The 23,868-nt window shown below is 62.9% G+C and carries 23 protein-coding genes; 8 read left to right on the top strand and 15 right to left on the bottom strand.

Translation table 11 applies throughout. The features are described 5' to 3' along the window. Positions 1–4 precede the first annotated feature (4 nt). A complete protein-coding gene (locus tag GTP69_RS13245; RefSeq protein ID WP_161055336.1) occupies positions 5–895 on the bottom strand; it encodes a LysR family transcriptional regulator in 891 nt (296 codons plus the stop codon). A gap of 150 nt (positions 896–1,045) precedes the next feature. Here GTP69_RS13245 and GTP69_RS13240 point away from each other — a divergent pair, with 150 nt between their 5' ends. The 3 genes from GTP69_RS13240 to GTP69_RS13230 all read left to right on the top strand — a co-directional run bounded on the left by GTP69_RS13240 (position 1,046) and on the right by GTP69_RS13230 (position 2,894). Then, entirely contained in the window at positions 1,046–1,681 is a 636-nt protein-coding gene (locus tag GTP69_RS13240; RefSeq protein ID WP_161055335.1) for a glutathione S-transferase family protein, read from the top strand. 52 nt (positions 1,682–1,733) lie between these two features. Continuing rightward, complete coding sequence (locus tag GTP69_RS13235) at positions 1,734–2,243, top strand: YgjP-like metallopeptidase domain-containing protein (RefSeq protein ID WP_161055334.1); 510 nt, start codon at positions 1,734–1,736, stop codon at positions 2,241–2,243. Between the two features lie 138 nt (positions 2,244–2,381). Beyond that, on the top strand, positions 2,382–2,894 hold the full coding sequence (locus GTP69_RS13230; RefSeq protein ID WP_161055333.1) for a DUF4142 domain-containing protein: 513 nt from the start codon (positions 2,382–2,384) through the stop codon (positions 2,892–2,894). A 7-nt stretch (positions 2,895–2,901) separates the two neighbouring features. Here the strand turns inward: GTP69_RS13230 and GTP69_RS13225 are convergent, their stop codons facing one another. The 14 genes from GTP69_RS13225 to GTP69_RS13160 form a co-directional block, all read right to left on the bottom strand. Continuing rightward, positions 2,902–3,444: an LOG family protein gene (locus tag GTP69_RS13225; protein ID WP_161055332.1), complete on the bottom strand. Its 543-nt coding sequence runs from the start codon at positions 3,442–3,444 to the stop codon at positions 2,902–2,904. Then, on the bottom strand, positions 3,437–4,225 hold the full coding sequence (locus GTP69_RS13220; protein ID WP_161055331.1) for a tetratricopeptide repeat protein: 789 nt from the start codon (positions 4,223–4,225) through the stop codon (positions 3,437–3,439). Before GTP69_RS13220 ends, GTP69_RS13225 begins: the two co-directional genes overlap by 8 nt. 16 nt (positions 4,226–4,241) lie before the next feature. Then, positions 4,242–4,907, bottom strand: a complete 666-nt coding sequence (locus GTP69_RS13215; protein WP_110848588.1) for a TetR/AcrR family transcriptional regulator — start codon at positions 4,905–4,907, stop codon at positions 4,242–4,244. A 109-nt stretch (positions 4,908–5,016) separates the two neighbouring features. Then, positions 5,017–5,382, bottom strand: a complete 366-nt coding sequence (locus tag GTP69_RS13210) for a phasin family protein (RefSeq protein WP_161055330.1) — start codon at positions 5,380–5,382, stop codon at positions 5,017–5,019. A 64-nt stretch (positions 5,383–5,446) separates the two neighbouring features. Further along, positions 5,447–6,208: a substrate-binding periplasmic protein gene (locus GTP69_RS13205; RefSeq protein WP_229260928.1), complete on the bottom strand. Its 762-nt coding sequence runs from the start codon at positions 6,206–6,208 to the stop codon at positions 5,447–5,449. Between the two features lie 32 nt (positions 6,209–6,240). Next, entirely contained in the window at positions 6,241–8,118 is a 1,878-nt protein-coding gene (locus GTP69_RS13200; protein WP_161055329.1) for an alpha/beta hydrolase family protein, read from the bottom strand. Between the two features lie 86 nt (positions 8,119–8,204). Continuing rightward, entirely contained in the window at positions 8,205–9,434 is a 1,230-nt protein-coding gene (locus GTP69_RS13195; protein WP_161055328.1) for a DUF1444 domain-containing protein, read from the bottom strand. 2 nt (positions 9,435–9,436) lie between these two features. Further along, positions 9,437–13,099 (bottom strand): EAL domain-containing protein, encoded by a 3,663-nt coding sequence (locus GTP69_RS13190; RefSeq protein WP_161055327.1) that lies wholly within the window; start codon positions 13,097–13,099, stop codon positions 9,437–9,439. A gap of 20 nt (positions 13,100–13,119) precedes the next feature. Continuing rightward, on the bottom strand, positions 13,120–14,604 hold the full coding sequence (locus GTP69_RS13185) for a PAS domain-containing sensor histidine kinase (protein WP_161055326.1): 1,485 nt from the start codon (positions 14,602–14,604) through the stop codon (positions 13,120–13,122). A gap of 72 nt (positions 14,605–14,676) precedes the next feature. Continuing rightward, positions 14,677–15,621, bottom strand: a complete 945-nt coding sequence (locus GTP69_RS13180; protein WP_161055325.1) for an esterase/lipase family protein — start codon at positions 15,619–15,621, stop codon at positions 14,677–14,679. Positions 15,622–15,639: 18 nt separating this feature from the next. Then, on the bottom strand, positions 15,640–17,259 hold the full coding sequence (locus tag GTP69_RS13175) for a GMC family oxidoreductase (RefSeq protein ID WP_161055324.1): 1,620 nt from the start codon (positions 17,257–17,259) through the stop codon (positions 15,640–15,642). Beyond that, a complete protein-coding gene (locus GTP69_RS13170; protein WP_161055323.1) occupies positions 17,256–17,783 on the bottom strand; it encodes a hypothetical protein in 528 nt (175 codons plus the stop codon). The genes GTP69_RS13175 and GTP69_RS13170 overlap by 4 nt, the downstream gene beginning before the upstream one ends. A 61-nt stretch (positions 17,784–17,844) precedes the next feature. Further along, positions 17,845–18,291, bottom strand: a complete 447-nt coding sequence (locus tag GTP69_RS13165) for an acyl-CoA thioesterase (RefSeq protein WP_161055322.1) — start codon at positions 18,289–18,291, stop codon at positions 17,845–17,847. Continuing rightward, positions 18,288–19,085, bottom strand: coding sequence for an RNA methyltransferase (locus GTP69_RS13160; protein ID WP_161055321.1), 798 nt, complete (start codon positions 19,083–19,085; stop codon positions 18,288–18,290). Before GTP69_RS13160 ends, GTP69_RS13165 begins: the two co-directional genes overlap by 4 nt. A gap of 165 nt (positions 19,086–19,250) precedes the next feature. Here GTP69_RS13160 and GTP69_RS13155 point away from each other — a divergent pair, with 165 nt between their 5' ends. From GTP69_RS13155 to GTP69_RS13135, 5 genes are all read left to right on the top strand, one after another. Then, positions 19,251–20,033 carry an inositol monophosphatase family protein gene (locus tag GTP69_RS13155; protein WP_110848597.1) on the top strand — a complete coding sequence of 261 codons (783 nt, stop codon included), beginning with the start codon at positions 19,251–19,253 and terminating at the stop codon, positions 20,031–20,033. A 232-nt stretch (positions 20,034–20,265) separates the two neighbouring features. Continuing rightward, complete coding sequence (locus GTP69_RS13150) at positions 20,266–21,669, top strand: DEAD/DEAH box helicase (RefSeq protein WP_161055320.1); 1,404 nt, start codon at positions 20,266–20,268, stop codon at positions 21,667–21,669. A 134-nt stretch (positions 21,670–21,803) separates the two neighbouring features. Then, a complete protein-coding gene (gene otnI / locus GTP69_RS13145; protein ID WP_161055319.1) occupies positions 21,804–22,583 on the top strand; it encodes a 2-oxo-tetronate isomerase in 780 nt (259 codons plus the stop codon). Between the two features lie 67 nt (positions 22,584–22,650). Beyond that, the gene (locus GTP69_RS13140; protein WP_161055318.1) at positions 22,651–23,421 is read left to right on the top strand and encodes a hypothetical protein; all 771 of its coding nucleotides are present in this window, start codon (positions 22,651–22,653) and stop codon (positions 23,419–23,421) included. A gap of 9 nt (positions 23,422–23,430) precedes the next feature. Continuing rightward, positions 23,431–23,856, top strand: coding sequence for a hypothetical protein (locus GTP69_RS13135; protein WP_161055317.1), 426 nt, complete (start codon positions 23,431–23,433; stop codon positions 23,854–23,856). Positions 23,857–23,868: the final 12 nt, after the last annotated feature.

The raw sequence follows: 23,868 nt of genomic DNA, 5'->3' as shown, positions 1-23,868 counted from the left end.
TCGCTCACGCAGGCGTCAGCGACGCCTGCACAAAGTCGACAAACGCGCGCGCCTTGGCGCTCGCCAGCCGGCCCGATGGATAAACCGCCCACACATCCATCGCCGGCAAGGTCCAGTCGGTCAGCACCGCCTGGACTTCACCGCTGGCCAGTTCCGGGGCAAACATCCATTCGGATGCCACCGCCAATCCCTGATCGGACAGCACTGCCGCGCGCAAGCCCTCCGCCGCCGACACCCGCAACCGTCCTTGCAGCGTGACCGGCTGGCGCTCGCCATCGCGTTCAAACACCCAGTTGCCGCTGCCGCCCGCGTCCTGCACATATGGCACTGCGCTGTGCTGTGCCAGATCGGCCGGCGATTGCGGCACGCCATGCTGTGCGAAATATGCCGGCGTGCCGACCACCAGCCGCCGTCCCTGCGCGATACGGCGCGCCGTCATTGACGAATCGCTCAGCGCTCCCATACGCAACGCGACGTCGATGCCATGCTCCAGCAAATCGATTTGACGGTCATCCAGCACCACGTCCAGCTCCAGCGCCGGATGTTCCCGCAGCCACGCACCCAACTTGGGCACCACATGCAGCCGGCCGAAGGTCAGGCCGGCGCAGACGCGCAAGCGCCCGCTCAGACTGGCGCCGGCGCCGCGCGTTTCCAGTTCGGTCTCATCGGCCTGGCTGATGGTTTTGCGCGCGCCTTCGTAGTAGCGATGGCCGGCGTCGGTGGTGGTCAGGCCGCGCGTGGTGCGCGACAACAGCCGCGTGCCCAGCCGCGCCTCCAACTGCGCCACCGCCTTCGACACGGCAGGCTGGCCGGTATGCAGCCGTCGCGCGGCGGCGGAGAACGACCCGGCCTCCACCACGCATACAAAAATTTCCATCAACGTTAAACGATCCACGGCACTCCTCCTCTACCTCATCTTAACCAAGCATGACTGAGCTGTCATTCTATTCCCCGAAGGAATGAGAGATATGGGCTGAAGCGTTCTTCCGCCACGGCCCGGCAGACGGCACAGTAGCGCCATCACCACCGACAACAGGACTTCATCATGTACCAGCTCTATGCCTTCGCCACGCCCAACAGCATCAAAGCCATCATCGCCCTGGAAGAACTTGCGCAGGACTACCAGCTGCACGCCATCAACGTGCGCCAGGGCCAGCAAAAGACCGAGGCCTTCACGCTGCTCAACCCAAACGCCAAAGTACCGGTACTGATATCGCCAGCCGACAAGCTGGTGCTGACGGAATCGGCGGCCATCCTGGTGTATCTGGCCGAGCGGTATGGGCAACTGCTACCAACCACAGGCGTGGCGCGCGCACGCGTGTTTGAGCAGCTGTTCTTTCACGCGTCGGGGCTGGGGCCGGCGTTTGGCCAGTCGGGCTATTTCCAGAAGGCCGCGCCGGAAGCCATTCCGGCCGCGATTGCACGCTTTGATGGCGAAGCCAGACACACGCTCGCGCTGCTGGATCGCGTGCTGGCCACGCAGGACTATGTGGCGGGCGACAGCTATTCCATTGCCGACATCGCCCACTTCGGCTGGCTGTGGCGGCGCGCCTTCGCCAATATCGATTTCAGCGCCACGCCGCATGTCGAACGCTGGTACGCGCTGGTGGCGGCCCGGCCGGCCGTGCAGCGCGCCATCGCCCGCGCCGATGCGATGCTGGCCGACGCCGCAAAAGCCTGACCCGCAGCCGCGCTGTGGTACATTCCCGGTTCGCCATTTTTCTGCAGCCGTCATGTCCCACCTGAAGTACCTCAGCGCCTACTCCGAACAGACCCAGCAGCAAGTCGCGCAGCTGATCGCCAAGAACCAGCTGGGCGAAGTGCTGCTCAAGCGCTACAACAAGCCGCACGATCTGCGTACCGACCGCGCGCTGTACCAGTATGTGCAGGATCTGAAGACGGAATTCCTGCGCAACGCCGATCCGATCAACAAGGTCGAATACGACAGCAAGATCCATGTGATCAACCACGCGCTGGGGTTGCACACGTCGATCTCGCGCGTACAGGGCGGCAAGCTCAAGGCCAAGCATGAAATCCGCGTGGCGACCATGTTCAAGGAAGTGCCGCTGGAATTCCTGCGCATGATTGCCGTCCACGAGCTGGCGCACATCAAGGAAAAGCAGCACGACAAGCCGTTCTACAAGCTGTGCACCTATATGGAGCCCAACTATCACCAGTATGAATTCGACTTGCGTCTCTACCTGACCTCACTCGACGTAGGCGGAGAACGTCTCTGGGGCTGATGTCTGGGTGTTTGCTGGCGCACAGTCTATCTGCAGGAAACCGAGAAAGATGCAATGAACATATTAAAAGCGCCTCGCCTTTAATGTGCATTTCATTTCCCACTGAATCGCGATTCCTGCTCACACTGGAGAAGACCTATGTCCCACACTCGTTTATTCGCTGCTCTGGCCGCCAGCTTTGCCATCGCCAATATTGCATCCGCACAAACCCCGATCGCCAAAGCCGACAGCGACCGCCTGGTTGCCATCGCCCAGGCCAACATCGCGGAAGTCGCTGCCGGCAAGATGGCGCTCGATAAAAGCAGCAACGCCGACGTCAAATCATTTGCGCAAATGATGATTGACGACCATGGCAAAGGTCTGGATGAGACCAAAAAAGTCGCCGCCGCGAAGAACGTGACGCTGCCGACCGAAACGGATGCCGCGCACAAAAAGATGGCGGCTGACCTGGAGAAACTGTCCGGCGCCGCTTTTGACAAGCAATATGTCAGCAAAGCCGGCGTTGCCGACCACACCAAAGTCCTCGCCGCGCTGAAGAAGGATATCGCCAACGCGAAAGATGCCGATGTCAAAGCGCTGGCAAGCAAGCTGGAGCCAACCGTCGCCCATCATGGCGAGATGGCCAAGAAGCTGGACGCTACGCTTAAATAAGCATGGTTCAGATGCTGGTCAGGCGGCTGAGCAGCGCTTCCGGTTCGCTCTCGACATTCATCAGCGCCACATGATGTGGACGGATGAAGCCCTGTTCACCGGCGTGGTGGATGAAATCGTTGAGGCTGTCGTAGAAGCCGTCCACATTCAGCAGCCCGATCGGCTTGGCGTGAATGCCGAGCTGCGACCAGGTCAGCATCTCGAACAACTCTTCCAGCGTGCCCATGCCGCCCGGCATGGCGATGAAGCCGTCGGCCAGCTGCGCCATCATGGCCTTGCGCTCATGCATGTCCTTGACGATGAACTGGCGTGTCAGGCCCGTATGGCCCACTTCGCGTTCGACCAGCGCAGTCGGGATCACGCCGGTGACTTCGCCACCCAGGCGCAGCACTTCGTCGGCGATAATGCCCATCAGGCCGACATTGCCGCCGCCGTAGACCAGCGACAGGTTGCGCGCCACCAGCGCCTGGCCTAGCGCCCGCGCCGCCTCTGCGTATTGAGGAGTGATGCCGGCATTGGCGCCGCAGTACACGCAAATATTTTTAACCACTAAACTTTTCCTCTTCCAGTTCTTTTTGCGCCGCGTCCTGATCCAGCCGCTCGGTTGCGTCGCGCACGTTGCAGCAGGCGGCCTGCTTGTATAAATCCATGGCTTGCGCCAGTTTGCTTTTCTTGTCCAGCATCAGCAGCGCGCGCGCATACTGGATGCGGGCGATGGCCGAGTCGGGATTCAGCTGCATGCCCAGTTCAAACTGGCGATACGCCTCATCTTTCTTGACGCCGTAACTGAGGCCGGCCAGCACCACGCCCACCTTGTCCAGGATCTCGGTGTGATACACGCCCAGTGCGACGTGCGCATCGGCGCGCTGCGGTTCCAGCTTGATGGCGATCTCCAGGCTGCGCTTAATTTTGGTGCCCAGGCCGCGCGAGAGCGCCTTCACCACCGAAATGCCTTGCGAATACTGGCCCAGCGCATACGCATGCCAGTAGTAGCCGGCCGGATTGCCCGGTTGTTCCAGCTGCTGCCGCTCGCAGCGCTCGGCCACGCATTCAAATGTGGCCAGCCGGCGCTTGTCGTTCGGTTCCAGATAATTGGCGTACATGCAGATCGCCTTGTGCGCGACCGCATAGCCATTGACGCCCACATCCAGCCCCAGCCGCGCGGCGCGCTCGAACTCACCGGCGTGAAAGGCGATCCAGGCCTGCACCAGCGCCGGATGAGTGGGAAACGCTTCGCGGTCGCCGCCATGCAGCTGCGGCCAGGCCGCCTGCAAGGTCTCCGGCGTGTAACGAAACGCCGGATCAGGGTACGGAAAAGCGGTCCACGCCATCAAAGCCTCCTTCAGCTCACTTGAGTTTCTTCAGGTATTCTTCGGACAATTTCTGGAACAGCAGCGCCGTCTCATTGCGCAAATACGGGCCGATCTGCGACAGCACCTGGTAGCAGCCGCGCGCCAGTGCGTCGGCCATCGATTGCTGCTCGCTGTATTTGCGCGGATTGCGCACGTATTCGTAGGATAACCAATAAGTCGCCACCACCACCATATTGGTGGCCATGGCGTCGATGGCATTGTCGGATGCTTCCAGCGACTTCTCGCTGCGCAGGTCTTCGCACAACTGCTTGGCGACCTTGATCTTGTGCGCCAGGATCTGCTTGAAATGCAGCTCCAGCTTGCGGTTGCGCGACAGCAGGTCGTTCAGGTCGCGGTAGAAAAAGCGGTAGCGCCAGATCAGCTCGAACATCAGGTGCAGATACAGCCAGACGTCCTCGATATTGGAACGGCGGCCGTTGGGCACGGTCAGGATGCGCTCAATCTCGGCTTCGAACTGGACGAAGATCGAGTTGACGATGTCGTCCTTGTTACGAAAATGGTAGTACAGGTTCCCCGGCGAGATATTCATCTCTTCGGCGATCACGGTGGTGGTGATGTTGGGCTCGCCGAACTCGTTAAACAAGCGCAAGGACAGCTCAAGGATGCGTTCGCGGGTGCGGCGGGGGGCTTTTTGTAGCATAGCAAGGAACCTCTGTTTATTCTCGCGCAAGCATAACACCGATGCACGTCACAGAGGAACACCCGCGCACGCTTTTAGGCGCACATAGCAGCCAGATGCCGCCAGTTAGCTATTTCGCTTTCTTGGCAGCAGGCTTTTTCGTCGCAGCCTTCTTCGCGGCCGGCTTCTTGACGGCAGGTTTTTCCGCCTTGGGGGCGGCTTTTTTCGCGGTGGCTGGTGGGTCGGTCAGCGCCGCCAGCTGCGCGCTCAGCTGATCGATGCGCAGATGCAGCGCGTCGACTTCCTGGCGGCTCGGCACGCCGATCGAGCTCAGCGCGCGCAGCACGCGCTCCTCGAACAGCTGCATCGAGAAGAACTTGCCCTCCTCGTCCTGCGCCTTGGCGAAGGCAGCCAGACCGGCCTGCCAGATCTCCTGTGACGACATGCGCACTGCGTCCGCCAACTGGTCGTCGTTCTTTTTCAACTTCTTAGCCATTTCCATCCCGTGAGTGCTGTTTGCCGGTATTTTATTCTATGCCAACGGGACTAGAGAATGGTTACTAATGGCTCAGGGCTGCATCGGCCGGCAACTGATGCGCGGGCAGCCACTTGCGGTAGATTTTCAGGAAGCTGCCATCGCGCTTCATCTCGCCCAGCGCACTGTCCCAGGCCTGCACGGTGGCCGCTGGCGTGCCGCTAGAAAAGGCAAAATAGACCTGCATCGGATCCAGCCGGAACGCCACCTCGACATCACCCGGCTGATAGCCGGCGCGCCGTAACGCATCGTCATACAGTTCCTCGCCGTCGAACCACAGGTCGAACCGCTGGTTCATCAGCATCTTGGCGGCGGTGATGGAAGTATTGGTCTGATCGACCACGTTGTAGCCTTGCGCAATTGGCAGGCTGACGAAAATGCTGCCGCGCCGCGCGCCGGCGCGCAACTTGTGCAGGTCGGTATGGTCGCGCTGCCACTCGGCAGTCTTGCCCTTCAGCGCAAACGCCGTCACCCATGTATTGAACAGCGGTCCGACAAAGTGCATGGTGTGCTCGCGCTCGCGGGTGCGCACGATGGACAGCAGCAGCACGCCAGGCTCGGTCAGCGCCAGCGTATTGGCACGCGCCCAGGGCACGATCTCAATCGGATCGTGCTGCCCCAGCCGCTGCTGGATGGCAGCCGCCAGTTCGACCACGAAGCCATCGGCCTGCCCGTGGTTCATGAAGCTGACCGGGGCACTGTCCATGCCGTAGATTTTCAACGGCGCAGCCGCAGCCATGCCTGCCAGAAGCCAACTCAGCGCGCAAACGAGACGTATCAGGTTCATGCGCCATGGTAACCTAAGTTACGTTTTTAACGTTAAGGCTTGCCGAGATATTTGTCGAGGAATGCCAACAGCGTTTCATAGTACGACACCTGGTTGGCCACATACGACAGACCATGGCCCTCCTTCTCATACGTCACCCAGGTGACTTGCTTGCCATTGGCTTCCAGCGCCTTCTTCATTTTTTCCCCATGGACAATCGGCACCCGCTGGTCCTCCTTGCCATGCAGCAGCAACACCGGCGCCATAATGCGGCTGGCCTGCTTCAGCGGCGAGACCTGATCGAACTTGTCGCGGTTGACGCCAGCGTCGCCGACGCGCGTCAACATCAACTCACGCGTAGCCTTGTCGCCACTCGAATCGGAGCTGTCGTGCCGCATGTATTCGATATCGCTCACGCCGGCAAAGCTGACGCCGCACTGATACAGCTCCGGCGTCTTGACCAGTCCCCACAAGGCCGCGTAGCCGCCATAGCTGGCGCCCACGATGCAGATCCGCTTGGGATCGGCAATCCCCTGGGCGATCAGGTGGTGCACGCCGGCGGTGATATCGTCCTGCATCGCCAGCCCCCACTGGCCATAGCCCGCCTGTTCGAACCGCTTGCCGAAGCCGCTGGAACCGCGAAACTGCGGCTGGAACACCGCGTAGCCATGCGCGGCCAGCAACTGCACTTCCGGATTCCACTGCCAATAGTCGCGCGCCGTGGGACCACCGTGTATCAGCACCACCAGCGGCAAGTTGCGCGCGCCATCCGCCGGCCGCGTCAGAAACGCCGGCACGGTCAGGCCGTCGGCCACCGCATACTGCATGATTTCCATCGGCCGCATGTCGGCGCCTTCGGTAGCGATCGAGCGCCCGGCGATGCGGTGCAAGGCGCCCTTGGTGGTATCCAGCACATACCACTCGCCGGGCTCGACGTCGCTATAGGAATACACCAGCACGTTACCGCGCGGATTGCCGCTGAGATGGTTGATCCGGTTCGGCAGCGCTTGGTCGATCACCTGCTTGACGCCGCCCCATACCGGCTCGAACCAGAATTCCTCGGTACGCATGCCGCGCGTGGTGACGTGCTCAAAGGCCGCCTGATCAATGCCACTGGCCGCCAGGATATCTTGCGTGGGATGGCCGGCCATCAGTTCACCGATGGCGTGGCGCTCGGTGTCGTAGCTGAACATGGCGTAGGTATCGCGCTCCTTGCGCGACCACATCACCACCGTATGCGGCTCATCCGGTACATACACCGGCATCCAGTAATCGTCGGCGATGCCGAACTCCGCCAGCTTCTCCCACTCGGCGCCGGGCGCCGGCCGATACCAGTTGGAGACGGTAGAAACATCGCGCCAGAAGGCCGAGTTGAGCAGCGTGACTGCGCGCAATTCGCCTTGGCGGTCCAGCGCCCAGTTGATCACCTTGCCGCGCGGGTAGCTGTAGCGTTGCCGTTCACCAGTGCGGGCATTGATGCGGGCGATGTCGCCGTCCTCCACATCGGTGTACACCAGCATCCACGGCGAGTCCGGCTTGCCGCGCTCGGCCGGGCCGATCACCGCCTGCCCCAGGTCGGCGACCTTCTTGCCGTCCAGGTTCATGGATTCGGCTTCGATGCCGAAATTTACTGCCAGCAGATCGTTGCCAGCCCAGACGACACCGCGCGGCGACTTGACGAAGCTCCAATATCCCTCCACCACGCGGCGGCTGGAATACAGCACCTTGGTGGTGCGGGTCGCCAGGTCATACACTTGCAGCTCGTAGCCGAGGCCGTCGAAAAAAATGACGGCCACCAGCTTGCCGTCCGGCGACAGGCTGACGCTACTAGCGCCATCCGGCTGTACCGCCTGCGCAATGGTGAGTGGCGCGGCCCGCGCGCCGAGCGCAACAACAACCGCTAGCAGCGCGGCGGCAAAATGAAATCGCATGGGCTACTGTAAGAATGTTGACTTGAGGAAAATTATATTCTAAGCATTCTTATTTGGCAATGTTTGACGGTGCAGCATGCGTTTTTTCAGCTGCCCAGATCAGTGACGGTTAGCCGGTCGAGCAGTTCCCGGCTGGGGAAACTTTGCAGCCGGTAGCGCGCCGGGTAGCCTGGGACGCTGTGGTGCAACTCCTTGATGTGCGCGCGCAGTTCGGCCCAGTCCACCACCCGCATGTCCGGCTCGCCGCTTTCCTCGTGATAGCGCACCAGCGCCACCTTGTCGACTTCCGGCAGCAAAGTATCGACCTGGTCGGTCCAGACGCCGTAGCTGTGGATACGGCCGGTTGCCTCCGATTGCACCAGCGTGTAGCTGGCGACGAACAGGTCCAGACTGGCTTTGTCGTTCAGCTTGTCCAGCATTTGCTTTTGCGACTGGTAATCCTCCAGCAGGAACAGCTTTTTCAACTCGGCCGCCTGTTGCGCCACCTGCGCGTCGCCGGGCAGGTATTCGACCGGCTTGCCGTTCTCGAAGCAGTACATCAGTGCCGACACCTGCCGCCCCTCCTCCTCGGCCATCATGCGCGCCAGCGCCAGCATGCCGAGCAGCGCTTCCGGCTTGTTGGCGGACGCCACCAACAGCTTGTGCCGCGACGGCGCCATGACCACCGGCTCGCCGCCCAGTTCCATGCGATAGAACAGATCGGCAAACAACAGACGCGAGCTTTCATAGGCATCGTTCCAGCCGCCGAGGAAAATGCCGGGCGCCACCTGCTCGAAGTTGGACACCGTCATGTCGCGCAGATTATCGATGGCCACCGCCAGCACCTCGTCGAACGAAACGCCCCACTCGATCAGCGTGTCGCCGGTCAGCGTCTGGATCGAATGCGCGCTATCGCAGGCCAACATGATCACGCTGTCGCTGCTGAACGGCGCATAGGCGTCGATCAGCGGCTTGACGGCAGAGTCCGCCAGCGTCGCCGGCATCAGCCGCAAATATTCCAGCGTGCCGCGCCCGCGTATCACCGGCCGCAGGCTGGGGCGCGCTTCGGCGAAGCTGGCCGGCAGCGGCGGCGCCATCATGCCCTGGACGAAATTCGCCAGCGCCTGGGCGCGCTCCTTGCGCGGCGCAGCGCAATAGGCGAGGTAGCCGTTGTCCAGGTTGATGATTTGCGCGCCTTCGCCGCTGCCCAGCAGCCGGCATTCATCGGCGTCGTAGCGCAGTTGGGAGGGATTACCCGCATCGGCAAAGGCCTGCATGGCCCGTTGCGCGAATTGTTCTATGGTGGGGGTGGAACGGAAGAAATCTAAAAATCCCAACGCTACTCCTTGACGGTTTCAGTATCGGCCGTTGAACCGATTGCAGCCAGCGGCCCATGCGCCTGTGCATGCAGGCGGAAGCCCTCGCGGATATTCTCGCGCAGCACCGCGCCTTTCCACGGCTTGGTGTAGAAGCGGTCGATCGCACCGTGGTTGATGGCGGCCATGATCGGCGTCAGGTCGGCATACGCCGACAGCATGATGCGGAAGGTGTCCGGGCACAGGTTCTTGACCCGCTCCATGAACTCGGTGCCGCTCATCAGCGGCATGCACTGGTCGCACAGGATTACCTGCACCCGATGCCGCGCCAGGATGTCGAAGCCTTCGGCGGCGGTCTGCGCGGTCAGGATGCGGTAGCCGTCCTGCGACAGGAAATCGGTCAGCACATCCAGCATGAAGGCGTCGTCATCCACGATCAGCAGGGTCTGCTGGTCGACGATATGCGCTTCGCTCGGCGCTTGCAGGCGGCGGCCTTCGCGCAGCATGGCTTCGAACTCTTCCTCCGGCAGCGGCCGGCTGAAGTAATAGCCCTGCATCTCGTCGCAGTTGTGGCGGTGCAGATAGGCCAGTTGCGCCTCTTTCTCCACCCCTTCCGCAATCACGTTCAGTTTCAGGCTGTGCGCCATGTTGATGATGGCCAGCACGATCGCCGCATCGTCCGGATTGCTCGTGACTTCGCGCACGAAGGCGATATCGATCTTCAGCTTGTCGATCGGGAAGCGCTTCAGGTAAGCCAGCGACGAATAGCCCGTGCCGAAGTCATCGATCGAAATCTGGATCCCCAGCGCCTTCAGGTTTTGCAGCACGCTGATGGTTTCCTCGGCGTTGGACATCAGCGAACTTTCGGTCAGTTCCAGTTCCAGCAACTCGGGCGCGATATCGTGTTCGCGAATCGCTTTCAGCACCTCTTCTTCCAGTCCGCCGACAAAGAACTGGATGCCGGATACGTTGACCGACAAATGCACCGCACCGGCGCCGGTCTTCTGCCATTCGGCGATCTTGCGGCACGCCTCGTTGATCACCCAGCTGCCGACCCGCACGATCAGCCCGGTCTCTTCCAGCAGCGGAATGAACAGCGCCGGCGACACCATGCCGTGACCCGGCCGCTTCCAGCGGATCAGCACCTCGGCGCCGCTGATGCGGCCGCTGCTGATGTGCACCTTGGGCTGGAAGTGCAGCACGAATTCCTGGTTATCGATGGCGCGCCGTAAGGCGTTTTCCAGGTCCAGCCGCGCCAGCGATTGCGCGTTCATCTCGGCGGTGAAAAAGCGGAAGGCGTCGCGGCCGGCTTCCTTGGCGCGGTACATGGCGGTGTCGGCGTACTGGATCAGCGTATCGGGCTCGACGCTGTCGTCCGGATAGACGGCGATGCCGATGCTGGCGGTGACGGTGGCCTCGTGACCTTTCAGGTCAAATGGCCGGCGCAGCGTTTCGCGGATCTTGTCGACCACGGCGATGGCGTTCTGCGCGCCTTCCGGCAGCATCAGGATGGCGGCGAATTCATCGCCGCCGAAGCGGCCGATGGTGTCGCGCACGCGCAAACAATCCACCAAGCGGCTCGAAAACTGCCGCAGCAGCTCGTCGCCGATGGTATGGCCCAGCGTGTCGTTGACGTTCTTGAAGCGGTCGACGTCGAGGAACAGCACAGCCAGCGACCATTTATGCTCTTCCGCCTGGCGCACCGAATGCACCAACGAATCGTAGAACTGGCTACGGTTGGGCAAGCCGGTCAGCGTGTCGAAGTGGGCCAGCTTCAGCAGGCGTTGTTCGGCCTCCTTGCGCTCGGTGATGTCACGCGCCACCGCCACCAGGATCCAGCTGCTGCCCGAACGCAGCGTGCGGCGCTGCACTTCCACCGCCAGCGGCGCGCCGTCCTTGCAATGCAACAGCAGTTCGGTCATGGCGCCGCTCTGGTCGCCGGCCAGCAGCTTGTCGTACAGTTCTTCCAGCTTGTGCAGGTCGCCTTCCAGCGAGCGGTTCGGGCCGACCTTGAGGAAGTCCTCGCGTTCGAAGCCGAGCATGCGGCAGGCGGTGGCGTTGACGTCGACAAAGCACATGCCGGCGCGGTCGACCAGGAAAATGGCGTCGGCGGTGGCGTCCATCGCCAGCCGGAAGCGGCGCAGGTCTTCGTCCAGCCGGATGCGGGCGTTCATGTCCAGGGTCAGCTGCGCGTGGTGGCGCTTGATTTCGTCGTACAGCAGCAAGTTTTCGAAGGCCACCGCGACTTGCGCCGCCACTGTGGCGGCCACCCGTTCGTCGACCTCGGAGAACCCGTCGGCGCCCAGCTTGTCGACCAGGTATAGCCAGCCGTGGGTGCGCTCGCCCGAGGCGATCGGCACGCCGAGGAAGGAGTGCACCGGCGGATGGGTCGGCGGCAAGCCGATGGTGGCGGGGTCGCCGTTGAGGTCGTTGATGCGGCACGGCAGGCGCTGGTCCAGCAGGCCGCGCAGCACACCGGCGCGCGGCGTCTGCGCGATCTGCCGGGTCGGCATGCCGGCGCCGCAACTGGAGAAATAACTCAGTTCAGTGGAGCCCGGCTCCAGCACGCCGATGCAGGCGTATTTCGACACGCAGATGTTTTGCGCCACGCGGCAGCCGATGTCGACCAGCGCCTGCGGATCGCGCTCGGCGCCCAACTCGATGCCGAGTTCGATCAGCGCGGTCAGGCGCAGGCTCACCGCTTGCAGGCTGGACAGCGACTGCGACAGCCGCTGCGTCATGTGGGTCAGGTTTTCCGGCGTCGAATCGGTGTTATCGGCCGCCATCAAGCTCATCAACTGGCTGCTGGATTCCAGCTCGTCCAGGTACTCGGCCACCTTGTGGTCGATATCATGCAGGCGGCCTTCCTGCGGCGGCTCCGGCGTGAAGGATGGCCGCGATTCGACCGGGGTGATGTTGTCCACCATGCCGAGCGCCTCATGCACCGTCGCCAGGATCACTTCCGGGTCGGACGGTTTCGGCAGCACCCAGCGCACGCCGCACGACTGGGCCACCGCCATCGCCTCGCGTTCGCGGTAGGTGGCGGTGTAGAAAATCACCGGCACATCGGCCGTCTCCGCGTGCTCATGCATGCGGGTGACGAATTCATAGCCATCCATATTCGGCATCAGAATGTCGGAGATGACCAGGTCCGGCTTTTCCGCCATCACCATTTTCAAGCCTTCGGCGCCGTTGGCGGCCTCCAGCAACCGATGACCGCCGTAGCTCAGCAGCGTCATCAGGAATTCACGATTGAGTACGTGATCGTCCACGATCAAGATCGTGGCGGTATCGTTTTTATTACCCGGGGACGACACCACCCCTTGCAAGAAAGACTCGATTTGCGCGACAAACGTGTCCGGCTCGATCGGCTTGCCGATGTAGCCATCAAAGCCGGCCTCCAGCAGTTTCTCGCGGTCGCCCACCATCGCCAGCGCCGTCACCGCCAGCGCCGGGATGTGCCGCACCTCGGGGTCGGCTTTCAGCGCCGCCACCACGCCGTAGCCGTCCAGCTTGGGCAGGTGCACATCGCAGATGATCAGGTCAGGCCGTTCGCGCCTGGCTGCCGCCACGCCCGCCTCGCCATCGCTGGCTGACAGCGGCTCGTAACCGAAAGCCCGCAGCAAATACACCATCAACTCCATGTTGGTGGCGTTGTCTTCTATGATCAGAATCCGTGCCGACACGTTTGGTCTCCCTTTCCTCGTTACTCTTCCAATGGCAGCGCCAGCGTAAACACGCTGCCTTTGCCGTATTCGCTGTCAAATAAAATCTCACCGTTCAGCAGCGCCGCCAGCTTGCGGCTCAGATGCAAGCCCAGCCCGGTGCCCTCGAACTGGCGCAGCGCATTGCCGTCCAACTGCGAGAACGCCTGGAACAGCGTGCCGCGCTGTTCATCGCCGATGCCGATGCCGGTATCGCTGACGCTGATGGTGGCGCAGGGCCGCTGCCCCACCATCGACCTGGCCAGCCGCACCAGCACCGTGCCGTTGTTGGTAAACTTGATGGCGTTGTGCACCAGGTTCATCAGTATCTGCTGCACCGCCCGGCGGTCGCTGGACACCGTCACATCGTCCGGCGCCGGATCGAATTCCAGCGCCAGTCCCTTGCTGCGCGCCTGCGGCTTGAACGAACTGAGCACCTCATCGATCAGCGCGCGGCACGGCAGCGGCCCCAGTTCCAGCTCGACCCTGCCCGAGTCGATGCGGGTTAGATCCAGCAAGTCATTGATCAGCGACAGCAGGTGGCGGGCACTGCTTTGCACCATCCGCAGCTGCTTGCCTTGCTCGTCATTGATGGGTCCAGGCAACTTCATCAGCATAGTACCTGTAAAACCGATGATCGCGTTCAACGGCGTGCGCAATTCGTGCGACATGCCGGCCAGGAAGCGGTCCTTGGCGGCAATCGCCTTTGCCAGTTCGACATTTTTTTCCTGCAGCGCGACTTCACTTTGTTTACGTTCCGTGATATCGCGGATAGCACTCATGACCAGCGTGCCCTCCTCGGTGCTGATCGGACTGAGGCTAATCTCGACCGGGAACTCGACGCCGTCGCTGCGCAGGCCGTAAAGGTCGCGGCCGCAGCCCATGGGGCGCACCTGCGGCTCGCTGGCAAAGCCGGCGCGGTAGTCGATATGGGCAGTGCGGAAGCGTTGCGGCATCAGCGTCTCCAGCACCATGCCGCGCAGTGCGTGGCGCGGGTAGCCGAACAGCCGCTCCGCCTGGCCGTTGGCCAGCACGATGCGGCCGGCCGCGTTGGCCATGATGATGGCATCCGGCATCGACTCCAGGATGCCGTCGTAGCGCGCCTCGACCAGCTTGGCGTCGCGCAGCACCTTGAGTCCGGTGACGTCTTTCTTACTCCATAATAGATAGTCAGGCAGGCCATCGACGCCGCGCACCAGCTTGCAGGAACTGTCGATGTAAATCAGCGTGCCGTCCTTGGCGCGGCGCATCGATTCATAGCTGGCCACGCCCTGCACCTGGGCCTGCTGCGACAGGCTGGCGCCCTGCCCCATCAATGCAGGCGGCACGATCAGCGCGTCCAGCTGGCGGCCCACCGCTTCGGCGCTGGTATAGCCGAACACGGCTTGCGCGCCATTGGTCCAGCACACCACCTCGCCGCCGGTGGTGGTCACCACCACGGCATCGGGAATCTGGTTCAGGATCAGAGTGCCGAAATCGACCGTCATTGCATCGCCTTCCTTGCCACGTGTACACAGATCCACCATACAGCAAGGCGGGCGCAAGATCCTCACACAAAATCACACTGGCGCGGCGGCGGTGATTTCCTGCAATGCGCAGCGCATGATGTCCGGATGCCGTCCCAGCGCCACGTGGCCTATGGCGCCGAACACCAGATTGCGCGCGCCCGGCAGTTCGCTGGAGTCTTGTGGAGCGATAATGTTATCGTGGACAGAGTAGATGGAACTGAACAACATCCGTTGCGTATTTGCCTCAGATGCCGCCAGCGCGCCCAGCCACGGACTGTCGCGCCGCATTTGCAGCGCGTTGCTGCCCGGTCCAAACGACGCCAGCGCGGTGCCGTGATGGGGCGTGCCGAGGGTGATCACGCGCGCCACCGGCGCATCGGCATGGCGCCGGAGATAAGCGCGCGCCACCAGCCCACCCATGCTGTGCGCCAGGATGATCACTTGCGGACTGCCAGTCTCGCGGCGTAGGCGCTCCACCGCTGCCTGCACCTGCGGCACGAAATCGTCGATCGACGCGCCGGGCGGTTCGAGATCGATGCCGTAATGGCTGATGCGCGCCTGCTTCAGCAGCTTGCTCATCGGTAGCCAGTAGCCGCTGTTGCAGGCATAGCCGTGGATCAGCAGCACCGGCAAGCCTTGCTGCTCATCCGGCGGCTGCAATTGCATGCCGACCGGCCGCAGCATGTAGTACGAGGAGGTCAGCATCGAGGAGTTGAATTCATGCCAGAACAGGTTGGCGGCGCTGAACGGATTCAGCGCATGATCGGGCGGCGTGACGCTGCCAGCGCGCCAGCTCAGATAGAAGTTGTTGGCCGAGATCAGCAGCCGCACCAGCAGCACCGCCAGCAGGCCGCACGCCAGGTAAAACAGCACCGTCGCCGACGCGCTCAGTTGCGCCTCCCAAGCCGGGCGCCACCAATAATAGAGGCCGGCGCCCAGCAGCGCCATGCAGGCCGCTTGCACCACCAGCAGCAGTATCAGCAGTCGTTTAATCATGACTGCATGATAGCGCGTTCAGGAAGCTGTGGGGCGAACCGCCGGCTGGCCGGTGAGCTGCTGCGCCAGCCCGCTGGCCAGGCGCGCCACGATGCCGTAGATCGACAGCTGCGGATTGGCGCCGATCGAGGTCGGGAACAGCGAGCCATCGTGCACTGACAGATTCGTCAGCCCATGATAGCGACCATGCGAACTGGTGACGCCCAGCCGTTCGTCGTCCGACATGCCGCAGCCGCCCATCACATGGGCCGACACCACCTTGGCCTGCAACAGCTTGTACGGCAGCGCGTTGATGCCGGCCTGCGCCTGGGCCCAGGTGCGATATGCCTCTCCACGTTCGTGCACCGGCGTGACCGATTGCGCGCCGGCGGCAAACTGGATTTCGGCCATGGTCAGCAGCGCGCGCCGCGCGCCATCCCATAGGAAATCGCTGATCGGATAATCGAGCACCGGCGCGCCGTGTACCAGTGCCACGCTGCCGCCCGGCGCATCGGCGTGGAAGCCATCGCGCAGCAGCGCCAGCAAGGCATGCACATGCGGGAACTGCCGCATCACTCCCGCATGCTGCGTGCCGAAGCCGGGCATGGTGGTGGCAAACAGCAGCGGATGCAGCGGCGGCGCTTCCAGCTTGTAGCCGACCGGACCGTCGATGCGCTCGGTGTGCAGGAAGTGGTCCGAATAAACAGTTTGCGGCGCGCCGGCGTAACCATCCACGCGCTGCTCAAACAAGCCGGCCGAGACCACGGTCGGATGCAGGAAAGTACGCTTGCCCAGCAGGCCATGCGGATCGGGCGCGGTCGAGCGCATCAGCAAGGCCGGCGTGTTGATGGCGCCGCCGGCCAGCACGAAGTGTTTGGCGCGCAGCGTGAGGCGACGGCCACTAGGGCTAAGGCCATCCGCCGACAGCGCCACGCAGCTCAGCTCGGTCACGCGGTCGTTCTTGATCACCAGCTGCTCGGCGCGCGTGCGCGTCAGCAGATGCGCGCCGTGCTGCAAGGCGGACGGGATCGTGGTCACCAGCATCGACTGCTTGGCGTTGGTCGGACAGCCCATGCCGCAGTAGCCGAGATTCCAGCAGCCGTTGACGTTGCGGCGTATCAGCCCGGTCGGAATATTCAGCTTGGCCGCGCCGCGCCGCAGCAGGTCGTTGTTCTCGTTGGGCGGCGTCGGCCAGTCGCTGATATGCAGGCGCTCTTCCATCATGCCGAACCACGGCGCCAGCGTCGCCGGCGTGTAGTCGCTGAGACCGAAGTGCTGGTTCCAGTACCGCAGCGTGATGTCCGGCGTGCGGAAGCTGCTGGTCCAGTTGATGGTGGTGCTGCCGCCCACAGTGCGGCCTTGCAGGATGGTGATGCCCTTGTCCTTGGTCTTGCGCGCGGCCGACTCCTGGTACAGAGTGGGATAGGCCTCGGCCTCGCGCATCTTGAAATCCTTCGACGACTTCAGCGCGCCTTCTTCAACGATGATGACTTTCAGGCCGGACAGCGCCAGGATCTCGGCCGTAACGCCGCCGCCGGCGCCGCTGCCGACGATCACCACGTCGGCTTCCAGCGCCTGGTCGGCTTGCAGTTGCGCGCCGTCGGTCACCTGCCAGCCGGCAGCCAGGCCGGCGGCGATTGGATCGGGAATCACGCTCATGCCAGCAACTCCTTCATCGGGCCTGGATAGCCGATCGACTCCCAGGTGGACGGATCGGCATACCAGGCGCCCATGATCAGGTCATGCAGCGCGTGATAGCCAACTTGCAGCGTCTGCAAACTGTGCGTGCGCCAGCTGGTCAGAAAGGCCGCCACCTGCTGCGGATCGGCCTGCTCCCAGCCGCCCGCCACACCGGCCAGCAAGCGCCGCGCCGGTCCCAGCGCCAGCAGACCAAACAGATCCTGCACTTCTTTTTGCGTGGCCAGCGGCAGGCCGAGCACGGCGTCGCGCACGCGCTGGCTGGCGGCGTTCACAGCCGCTGCGCGCGCTGCGGCCGCTTCCGGCAACGCCGGTCCCAGCATGGCCGGGATGACCGCGTCCAGCACCGCCTGGGCGGGGCCGTCAAGAGCGAAGCGGTGCGGGGAACTGGCCGGGTTGGTCAGGCGATAGATGGCGCCGCCGGCTGCGAGTGTGCACGCGCCGGCCACGCCGATCTTCAGAAAAGATCTGCGGGATACTTGCATTGTCTCCGTCCATTTTTATGGTTTTGCGGCTAGTGTAGCGGGCAAAAATAGAGGAAGGCGTCTAGTCCGGCAAGCCGTCGGCGACCACGGCCGGCAGATAGCCGTCGCAGAATTCCTGCGGCATGCGCCGCGCGCGGCCGCTACTGATCTCGATGCATACCAGTTGCCAGCGTCCGCGCAGCACGGTGGCGCCATCGCTGGCGCGCAGCAGCTGGAAGCGGCGTTCCATATTGAGCTTGCCATCGGTACTGTACAGCCAGGTGCCCAGCAGCAGCGCTTCGCCGGCGGCGGTGGGCAGAATGTAATCGTATGCGGCGTGGCGGATCGCCATCGCCCGGTCCAGCCGGCGGTAGTCGGCCAGGCTCAGACCCAGTGCTTCCGAATGGGCCCATCCGGCCTTTTCGCACCACTGCACGTAGACCGCATTGTTGGTGTGGTCCAGCCCATCGATATCGGCGGACGACGGCGACAGTTCCAGCGTGTACGGTTGCGGATGATCCCAGTTCATTGCTTATCCTTGCCGTGGCGGCCCGTCATGTGGCGGGCGATGCCGCGCAGGATGTTGACTTCTTCCGTCTCCAGCTGGGCGCGGGAGAACAGCCGCTTCAGGCGCGGCATCAGCTTGCGCGGATTGCTGGCGTCGAGGAAACCAATCGTCACCAGCGCCTGCTCCAGGTGCGCGTACATGCCCTCGATCTGTTCGATGCTGGCGGCCTCGCCGTGGAAGCCGACTTCGCTCGCCTCCCCCACCGGCAAGCGCGGCGTGTGGGTGACGCCGGCGCCGTCCAGCAGCGCCATGCGGCATTCGTAGGCCAGCACCTGGGCCGCCTGCGACAGGTTCAGCGACGAATACTCGGGATTGGCGGGAATGTTAATCAAAACATTACATTTTTCCACCAGCTCGTTCGGCAGGCCGAAGCGCTCGTTGCCGAAGATCAGCGCCGCGTGCAGTTCTGGCTGCGCCACCAGCTGGCCGGCCAGTTGACGCGGCGACAACACCGGCGGCGAAAACTCGCGCAGCCGCGCCGACACCGCTGCCGCAAAATTAATCCCCTCCAGCGCCTCGGCGATGCTGCCGACCACCCGCGCACTGGCCAGGATGTCCTGCGCACCGCTGGCAAACGCCACCGCTTCCGGATCTTGCAGCGCATTCTCGAAGCGCGGCGTCACCAGCACCAGGTCGCTGTAACCCATGGTTTTCATGGCGCGCGCGACCGCCCCGATGTTACCGGCGCGGCTGGTTTCGACCAGAATAAATCGCAGTTGTTTGAAAAGATTCGTGTTGATTTGGGACAGGTTCATTTAAAATAGCGGAATTACGCGGTGTCAAAACAGGAATTCATGCAGAATTCTACCTTGTTGAAGCCGCTCCGCTCTTTGTCATTTTGTCTCCTGTCGTGCCGCCGGATGGAAATTCTTCCGGTGGGCGTTAGCATTTTTATTACGGAATAGTCCATGCAATCTCCAATGATTAACACGGCCGTGAAGGCCGCTCGTCGCGCCGCCGCCGTCATCAACCGCGCTTCCTTCGACCTCGACCGCGTCATCGTGACCGAGAAGGACCACAAGGACTACGTCACCGACGTTGACCAGGCTGCCGAGCAAGCCATCATCGAAGTGCTGTCCAAAGCCTACCCTGACCACGCCTTCCTGGGCGAAGAAAGTGGCGCTTCCGCCAATGCGCACGACGAGGCAGAATACACCTGGATCATCGATCCGATCGATGGCACCACCAACTTCCTGCACGGCTTCCCGCAATACTCGATCTCGATCGCGCTGTCGCACCGCGGCATCATCACGCAAGCCGTGATCTACGACCCGGTCCACAACGACCTGTTCACCGCCACCAAGGGCGCCGGCGCCTACCTGAACGAAAAGCGCATCCGCGTGGGCAAGCTGGACCGCATCGCCAACGCCCTGCTGGCCACCGGCTACAAAACCGGCAGCCCGAAAGCGCTGAAAGAATACCTGGAAATGTACGGCATCATGGCTGAACGCAGCCAAGGCATCCGCCGCGCCGGCAGCGCCGCGCTGGACCTGGCCTACGTCGCCTGCGGCCGTCTGGACGGCTTCTATGAAAAAGGCCTGAAACCGTGGGATATCGCAGCCGGCACCCTGCTGGTTACCGAAGCCGGCGGCATCGTCGCCGAATTCAACGGCGAGTCGGACTACCTGTTCAAAGGCGACATCGTGGCCGGCAGCCCGAAAGTGTTCGGCCAGATGATTGGTCTGCTGACGCCGTTCGCGTAATTCCCCGACGACAATTTGTTACAAAAAAAAGGGCCCTGTGGCCGTAAGGCGGCCTTGGCCGTCTTAGCGCACAGGGCCTTTTTTTATTTCCTTAGCGAAACATAAGCCGCACTTAGCTGTTATACTGAAAGCTGCGGCCTACGCCCAGTCCTGTACCGCAAGCTCAAGAACAACCGATTGCCTGCGACTGACGCCCACCGTGGCGACAGGTCGATCATAACAAAAAGTTAATATGTCATTTTCCTCCCTCGGTTTGTCCGATGCGCTGATGCGCGCAGTTGCCGACACTGGCTATACCTCGCCGACCCCGATCCAGCAGCAGGCCATTCCTGCCGTGCTGAATGGCGGCGACCTGCTGGCCGGCGCACAAACCGGCACCGGCAAGACTGCCGGCTTCACGCTGCCACTGCTGCACCGCTTGTCGACTGACGCTGTTGGCGCCAAACTGACCAGCAACACCTCGACCCGCGCGATTCGCGCCCTGATCCTGACCCCGACCCGCGAACTGGCGGCCCAGGTTGAGGAAAGCGTGCGCATCTACGGCAAGTACACCAAGCTGAATTCCGCCGTGATCTTCGGCGGCGTGGGCATCAACCCGCAGATCAAGCAACTGAAACACGGCGTCGACATCCTGGTCGCCACCCCAGGCCGCCTGCTGGACCACATGGACCAGGGCACGGTCGATCTGTCGAAGATCGAAATCCTGGTGCTGGACGAAGCCGACCGCATGCTCGACATGGGCTTCATCCGTGACATCCGCAAAGTGCTGGCCAAGCTGCCGCCGAAGCGTCAGAACCTGCTGTTCTCGGCCACCTTCTCGGACGAAATCAAGGCGCTGGCCAACGGCCTGCTGACCAACCCGGCGACGATTGAAGTGGCGCGCCGCAATTCGACGGTGGAAATCATCGCGCAGAAAATCCACCCGGTGGACCGCGACAAGAAACACCCGATGCTGGCCCACCTGATCAAGTCCAACAACTGGACCCAGGTGCTGGTATTCACCCGCACCAAGCACGGCGCCAACAAGCTGGTGGAACAGCTGGACAAAGACGGCATCAAAGCCATGGCGATCCACGGCAACAAGAGCCAGTCGGCGCGCACCAAGGCGCTGTCGGAGTTCAAGGACAGCAAGCTGCAGGTGCTGGTCGCCACCGACATCGCTGCGCGCGGTATCGACATCGACCAGCTGCCGCACGTGGTCAACTACGACCTGCCGAATGTGCCGGAAGACTATGTGCACCGGATTGGCCGTACCGGCCGCGCCGGCGCGACGGGCGAAGCGGTATCGCTGGTGTGCGTGGATGAGAACGACATGTTGAAAGACATCGAAAAGCTGATCAAGCAGACCTTGCCGCGTGAAGTGATTCCAGGCTTCGAGCCGGATCCGACTGCGCGTGCACAGCCGATTCAGCTGCGCAGCGGCAATCCAGGTCATCGCAACGGCGGCCGTCAAGGTCAAGGCGGCGCAGCGCGCAAGCCGGGCACCGGCAATGGCGGCGGTAACGGCGGTGGCAACAAACCGCGTTCGGCTGGTGGCGGCAACGGTGGTGGTGGCGCTCCGCGCGGCAACGGCGGCGGCAATGCCGGCGCCCCACGCTCCGCAGCCCAGCACCGCTCCGGCGGCCGCGGCCGCTAAAACTCCGGGGTCAGGTCCGGCACTTAGACACGGCCCCAGCTGTAGCAGCACGCTACGGCTGGGGCCGTGTCCAATTGCCGGACCTGACCCCGGATTTGGATTAGGATAGCGAATCTGTCAACGCGCTTTCCATCATGCCAAAATTCGCCGCCAATCTGTCGATGCTGTACACCGACACGCCGTTCCCCGACCGTTTCGCCCTCGCCCACCAGGCCGGCTTTGAGGCGGTCGAGTTCCTGTTTCCCTATCCCTACGAAGCGACGCACATCGCCGAGCTGCTGCAACGCTATCAGCTCAAGCTGGTGCTGTTCAATCTGCCTGCAGGCGACTGGAACGCCGGCGACCGCGGCATGGCCTGCGATCCGCACCGCGTTGACGAGTTCCGCCAGGGCGTGGCCAGCGCCCTCGCCTACGCCACCGCGCTTGGCGTGACGCAGGTCCACTGCATGGCCGGCAAGCTGCCGCCCGACACGCCCCTCGAACTCGCGCGCGCCACCTATCTCGACAACCTGCGCTACGCTGCCCAGCAATTGCAGCCGTCCGGCATCAATCTGCTGATCGAGCCGATCAATCATTACGATATGCCCGGCTACCTGCTGACCCACAGCAGCCAGGCGCTGCAAATCATCGCCGAGGTCGCCGCGCCAAATCTGTTCCTGCAATACGACATCTATCATATGCAGCGCATGGAAGGCGAGCTGTCCAACACCATCGCCGCCAACCTGCCCTTCATCAAGCACATGCAAGTGGCCGACACGCCCGGCCGCCACGAGCCCGGCACCGGCGAGATCAATTACCGCCACCTGTTCGCCCACATCGACCAGCTCGGCTATGACGGCTGGCTCGGCTGCGAATATATCCCGGCCGGCGACACCAACGCCGGCCTCGGCTGGCGGCAGGCGCTGACCACGTAGTCTGCGCCCGCGCAACACGGAGATATTCACTAACGGCAACAATCGTCCCACCAACTGCGGAGTGCCTATGAAACTGTCCCGTCTATTCCTGATGCTGGGCCTGTTGGCCATTCTCACCGGCTGCGCCAGCAGCACACCGCGCATGGCCGAGGTGCGCGCCTTTGCCGCCGATTCGCCCAAGCTCGGCGCCTACCATGAATTGACCGAGCGCTACCGCAACACCTACCAGCGCGAGCAGCCCTACCTGTCACCCGAAGCCGACGCCCGCGAACGCCAGCTCGACGCCAACCGCCAGCAGGCCTGCGACGATTTCGTCAAGCTGCAATACGGCCTGCAAGCCTATATGCAAACGCTGGGCAAGCTGGCCGGCGACAACCAGTACGATCTGGAGGACCAGGTCAAGGTGGTCGGCAGCGGCATCAAGGAATGGCCGGATTCGGGCCTGAACAGCCGCCACGTCAACGCCTTCGCCGGCCTGACGCGGCTGGTCGCGCGCGGCCTCACGCGGCCACTGCAGGAGAACGCCGTCAACGACATCCTGCGCGACGGCCAGCAACCGGTGCAGGACGTACTGGACGCCATGCGCACGCTGTTGCGCTTGTACGATAAGAGCAATGACAACGAGCAGAAAATCGTCCTCGGCATGCTGGAATCCGCCATCCCGTTTGTCGATCCCCAGCGCGAACGCCTGCTGCTGGCGCTCGCCAAGTCGCAGCAGCAGGAGAAGCAGGCCGAGTATCGCCTGATCGGCCTGCGCTACACGCTGGCGCGCAAGAACCTGGACCTGATCGAACAGCGCCACCGCGCGCTGGTCGAACAGCTTCCGACCAAACAGTAAGGAGTGGCCATGGCAAATCCGACCCAACAAGCCCAGATCGAGCTGCTGGCCGATCATCTGTCGGCCAACGCCGACGCGCTGCACCGGCGCCTGATGCGCGCCATCCGCCAGCCGGCGGCCGACGGCGCCCTGCCCGGCATTTCGCAAGGCGTGGCGCAGGCGCTGTTTGAAAACGAGGTGGCGCTGCGCCAGCGCGCCAACGGCCTGTATCTGGAGGCGGCGGTGCTGGCCGCGTCCGGCCTCGGTTCGCAACAGCAGCAGTTGCTGGACCTGACCGCGCGCGCGCAGGAAAAGATCGACAAAATCGACCGTCTCAAGGATCTGGTCGACCTGGCCGGCGAACTGCTGTCGCTCGGCGCGGCGGTGGCCGCCGGCAAGCCGGAGCAAGTGCTGAAGCCGCTGGAAAAACTCAAGCAGCACATCGAGGCGCTATAGAACCAATCGTGC

This window comes from Duganella levis (genome assembly GCF_009857605.1).
Lineage (GTDB): Bacteria > Pseudomonadota > Gammaproteobacteria > Burkholderiales > Burkholderiaceae_D > Rugamonas > Rugamonas levis.
The sequence above is the reverse complement of the archived record's forward strand: the minus strand, read 5'-3'. Positions and strand labels throughout refer to the sequence as shown.

Coding starts and splice junctions, on each gene's coding strand:
- GTP69_RS13150 (WP_161055320.1), top strand. CDS start 20,266: ATGTCATTTTCCTCCCTCGGTTTGTCCGATGCGCTGATGCGCGCAGTT.
- GTP69_RS13175 (WP_161055324.1), bottom strand. CDS start 17,259: ATGAGCGTGATTCCCGATCCAATCGCCGCCGGCCTGGCTGCCGGCTGG.
- GTP69_RS13200 (WP_161055329.1), bottom strand. CDS start 8,118: ATGCGATTTCATTTTGCCGCCGCGCTGCTAGCGGTTGTTGTTGCGCTC.
- otnI (WP_161055319.1), top strand. CDS start 21,804: ATGCCAAAATTCGCCGCCAATCTGTCGATGCTGTACACCGACACGCCG.
- GTP69_RS13235 (WP_161055334.1), top strand. CDS start 1,734: ATGTCCCACCTGAAGTACCTCAGCGCCTACTCCGAACAGACCCAGCAG.
- GTP69_RS13165 (WP_161055322.1), bottom strand. CDS start 18,291: ATGAACTGGGATCATCCGCAACCGTACACGCTGGAACTGTCGCCGTCG.
- GTP69_RS13140 (WP_161055318.1), top strand. CDS start 22,651: ATGAAACTGTCCCGTCTATTCCTGATGCTGGGCCTGTTGGCCATTCTC.
- GTP69_RS13170 (WP_161055323.1), bottom strand. CDS start 17,783: ATGCAAGTATCCCGCAGATCTTTTCTGAAGATCGGCGTGGCCGGCGCG.
- GTP69_RS13135 (WP_161055317.1), top strand. CDS start 23,431: ATGGCAAATCCGACCCAACAAGCCCAGATCGAGCTGCTGGCCGATCAT.
- GTP69_RS13180 (WP_161055325.1), bottom strand. CDS start 15,621: ATGATTAAACGACTGCTGATACTGCTGCTGGTGGTGCAAGCGGCCTGC.
- GTP69_RS13240 (WP_161055335.1), top strand. CDS start 1,046: ATGTACCAGCTCTATGCCTTCGCCACGCCCAACAGCATCAAAGCCATC.
- GTP69_RS13210 (WP_161055330.1), bottom strand. CDS start 5,382: ATGGCTAAGAAGTTGAAAAAGAACGACGACCAGTTGGCGGACGCAGTG.
- GTP69_RS13155 (WP_110848597.1), top strand. CDS start 19,251: ATGATTAACACGGCCGTGAAGGCCGCTCGTCGCGCCGCCGCCGTCATC.
- GTP69_RS13205 (WP_229260928.1), bottom strand. CDS start 6,208: ATGAACCTGATACGTCTCGTTTGCGCGCTGAGTTGGCTTCTGGCAGGC.
- GTP69_RS13220 (WP_161055331.1), bottom strand. CDS start 4,225: ATGGCGTGGACCGCTTTTCCGTACCCTGATCCGGCGTTTCGTTACACG.
- GTP69_RS13185 (WP_161055326.1), bottom strand. CDS start 14,604: ATGACGGTCGATTTCGGCACTCTGATCCTGAACCAGATTCCCGATGCC.
- GTP69_RS13215 (WP_110848588.1), bottom strand. CDS start 4,907: ATGCTACAAAAAGCCCCCCGCCGCACCCGCGAACGCATCCTTGAGCTG.
- GTP69_RS13160 (WP_161055321.1), bottom strand. CDS start 19,085: ATGAACCTGTCCCAAATCAACACGAATCTTTTCAAACAACTGCGATTT.
- GTP69_RS13230 (WP_161055333.1), top strand. CDS start 2,382: ATGTCCCACACTCGTTTATTCGCTGCTCTGGCCGCCAGCTTTGCCATC.